The 2,940-nt window shown below is 47.7% G+C and carries 3 protein-coding genes and 1 pseudogene; 2 read left to right on the top strand and 2 right to left on the bottom strand.

Going from position 1 to position 2,940, the window contains the following annotated elements:
- Window positions 1-68: 68 nt before the first annotated feature.
- On the bottom strand, window positions 69-968 hold the full coding sequence (locus R3177_RS14200; RefSeq protein WP_318971661.1) for a hypothetical protein: 900 nt from the start codon (window positions 966-968) through the stop codon (window positions 69-71).
- 231 nt (window positions 969-1,199) lie between these two features.
- Between R3177_RS14200 and R3177_RS14195 the strand changes: the two genes are divergently transcribed.
- Window positions 1,200-2,168: a DUF4382 domain-containing protein gene (locus tag R3177_RS14195; protein ID WP_318971660.1), complete on the top strand. Its 969-nt coding sequence runs from the start codon at window positions 1,200-1,202 to the stop codon at window positions 2,166-2,168.
- A 73-nt stretch (window positions 2,169-2,241) separates the two neighbouring features.
- On the opposite strand, the gene R3177_RS14190 is transcribed toward R3177_RS14195, so the two are convergent.
- Window positions 2,242-2,487, bottom strand: coding sequence for an EF-hand domain-containing protein (locus tag R3177_RS14190; protein ID WP_318971659.1), 246 nt, complete (start codon window positions 2,485-2,487; stop codon window positions 2,242-2,244).
- Window positions 2,488-2,656: 169 nt separating this feature from the next.
- On the opposite strand from R3177_RS14190, the pseudogene R3177_RS14185 reads away from it, so the two are divergent.
- Window positions 2,657-2,940: pseudogene (locus R3177_RS14185) on the top strand (hypothetical protein); the annotation flags it as partial.

Here is a 2,940-nt window from a genome sequence, read left to right as displayed (position 1 = left end):
TAGCACTGCAACAAGGCTCAGTGGATTTAGGCCGCCCGGGCAAAGACGCCGTTTTTGGTTACGGTGTGTTAAAAATTCAGCCGTAAACTCAGACTGTAACTGGTTTCCTGATAAGCAGCGTCTTTAAGATTTGACGAAGTGTTAACCCACTCAGTGGCGATTAACAGGCTGAGATGCCGGTTTATAAAAAATTGCAGACTGGCATCTAACCCAAGCTGGTTATCGTCGCGGCTGCTGGCGCTGCTGTCAAAAAAATGCTGATAACGTCGCTGCTCTGCGCGACCGCCCAGTCTTAGCTTATGTTCGGTACTGTTAAAGGTGAGCTGTTTGGTAAACTGCAGGTCTACCCGGTTGGCGTTATAACTGTAGCGTAAATTGTCGCTGTCTTCGTTCGTGTGAGCGTAACTTAATGCCACCACATTTTGCCTGTTGCGGGCGAACCAATATAAATCCAGTTGCAGCGCCAGGTTTTCGGCATTGCGCTCAGGAAACTGCTTAAAGGTTTTATCGGTAGCCGTTAGCCCGGCCCGGACATACCACTGCCGCCGCAATACCTTACTGGCGTAAACGCCAACCTGCTGCTGGTTTAAAAACGTCTGGCCTGCGAGTTGCGCATTACTATGCTGGTAATTCAGTCCCAGGGTAAGCGGCATAAAAACATAGCTGGTATCAAGGTAGATACTTTGCAGTTGCAGGTTGTATTCCTCCAGAGTCTGAAATCGGCGGTTGTGGTAACTGGCGCCCATATCCACATAACTGTTGCTGCTGGGTTGCCATTGCAAGTTCAGTAATGCGTCCAGCGTTAGGGCCTGATCGCTTTGCTCCGAAATCTGTTCCAGTTCAATCACACTTAAGTTATTACTCGATAGTACACCGGCATTAAGTTGACCATCCCACTGCACCGAGGCCAGGGCACCTGCACAAAAGAGTGCAGTGCAGCTAACTAAATATAATCGAAAGTCCAGCATTCAAAGTTCCAAAGCCGTCGCTTAGCTATGGCTGCAGACTATCTGAAATTAGCTGATTATTCAGCAGAATTTTTTAAAACCTGAGTGCATAAAAAGCCGGCTGAAAAATAATTAAAATAATCTGGAATAAAATGGCGTGTCACTCGTTACTGTTCTGAACGTCCGTATTACGGCAATTCGACAGCTGATATTTGCTGAAAACCGGCAGAAGCTTATTAAGAGGTAAAGATTATGCAAAAATTTAATGTCACTCCTTTGTTGGTAATGCTTGGAGCACTTGGTTTAACTGCTTGTGGTAGCAGTGAGCAAGAGGAGGCGCCCCAAAGCACCAAATTCAGTTTAGGTGTCAGTGATGCCCCGGTAACTGAAGCCGCAGCAGTAGTGGTATGTTTCTCCGGTATTCAGCTGGTCGGTAATGATCAGCCGCCACAAAGCTTTACCTTAGGTCAGGACAGTTCAGCCGCTGACACTAATGATCTTTGTCGTGATGCCGCTGGCAATGTCATTCCTAACACCAGGGGCATTGATTTACTGCAGTTACAGGGCGCAGCATCGGAAGCTTTAATTAGCAACGCCGAGGTCGCCCCGGGTAATTATGGCCAGTTGCGGCTTGATATTGCCCAGGGAAGTTATCTGCAGCGACTGGACGGCAGCCGGCATCCGGTTCAGGTGCCATCTAATCAGTTGCGACTGAATGGCCCGACGTTATCAGCTGGCGGTACTTTTAGTTACACCCTGGAATTTGACTTACGCAAAGCACTGGTCGATCCGGTTGGTATTCCCGGCTATTTCGTTAAACCTACCGGTTTGAGGCTGGTTGATAACAGTGAAATTGGTCATCTGGAAGGCTTGGTTGCAGAAAGTTTCCTGATCAACAATCAGTGTAATGTAAACCCTGCTGATGAACGTGCTGCTGTTGCCGCGGTGTATATCTACGAAGGGCTGGACCTGCCAATAGCTGAGCTGGCCGATAACGGCGGTACCAATACTCATCAGCCGTACGCCAGTACTGCGGTATTTTTCAATAATGATGCTACCGAGTATCAGTACGCCATCGGTTATGTTGATGCAGGTAATTACACTGTGGCGATAAGCTGTGATACCACTGACGATCCGGAAAACCCGGACGAGGTCAACTTTATCGTCACCAAGAATATTACGATTGAAGCCAGACAGGAACCTCATCAACTGGATTTTTAATAAGATAATTGCGTAAAAAAAAACGGCCCTGGGGGCCGTTTTTTTTTTATTTTGATACTGCTCGAAATCCTGCTTAGTATTCCCACCAGCATTGCTGCCACCACTGCAGAAATTCTGGGAAATCAATGTAGCCATCACCGTTTTTATCAATAAGTTTAAAGCCCTCTTCAACATGACTGGCTTTGGTTTTCGGTGCCAGTACCGTCAGCAGCTCGATAAATTCAGCGATGTCAATCTGGCCATTGCCATCACGGTCAAAAAATTCGAATTCTTTTTTTATGTCGGCTTGTTGTTGTTCAGATAACACGTCTTGGCTCATATGCATTGCCTTATTTAATGATCAGCAGCGGCCAAGTGTACTCGGCCCGGAAATATCTGTCTATGCTGGCAGCGCATGCTCCACTGCTTTGGCGACATTGCACAGCTACTGTTATGCTTAACTGATTATTTGATACTGACGACAAAAGATGATCAGCGAGGGGCAAATCATGCGTAACCGGTTAAGCCGCAGGCAAAGCCTGAAATTACTGGCAGCGGCAGTGGCGGCCGGCTTATTGCCATCTTTGCCTTTCAGCGTCGGACCGGCTTTGGCAAACTCAGCCAAGCCCGGTAATAACGGGATGTTGCAAAAAAACCTTGGTAATACTGACACCACACTGCCGGTTATTGGCATGGGAACCTGGCGCACCTTTAATGTCGGCAGTGATCCCATGCTGCTGGATGCCAGAACGCAAGTGGTAAAGGCTTTTTTTCAGCATGGCGGCGGCCTGAT

The organism is Arsukibacterium sp. (assembly GCF_033722355.1).
Lineage (GTDB): Bacteria > Pseudomonadota > Gammaproteobacteria > Enterobacterales > Alteromonadaceae > Alishewanella.
This window is presented reverse-complemented; position numbering and strand designations above follow the sequence as displayed.

What these genes read in the sequence shown, in the direction of transcription:
- R3177_RS14190 (WP_318971659.1), bottom strand. Translation starts at nt 2,487, where the DNA reads ATGAGCCAAGACGTGTTATCTGAACAACAACAAGCCGACATAAAAAAA.
- R3177_RS14195 (WP_318971660.1), top strand. Translation starts at nt 1,200, where the DNA reads ATGCAAAAATTTAATGTCACTCCTTTGTTGGTAATGCTTGGAGCACTT.
- R3177_RS14200 (WP_318971661.1), bottom strand. Translation starts at nt 968, where the DNA reads ATGCTGGACTTTCGATTATATTTAGTTAGCTGCACTGCACTCTTTTGT.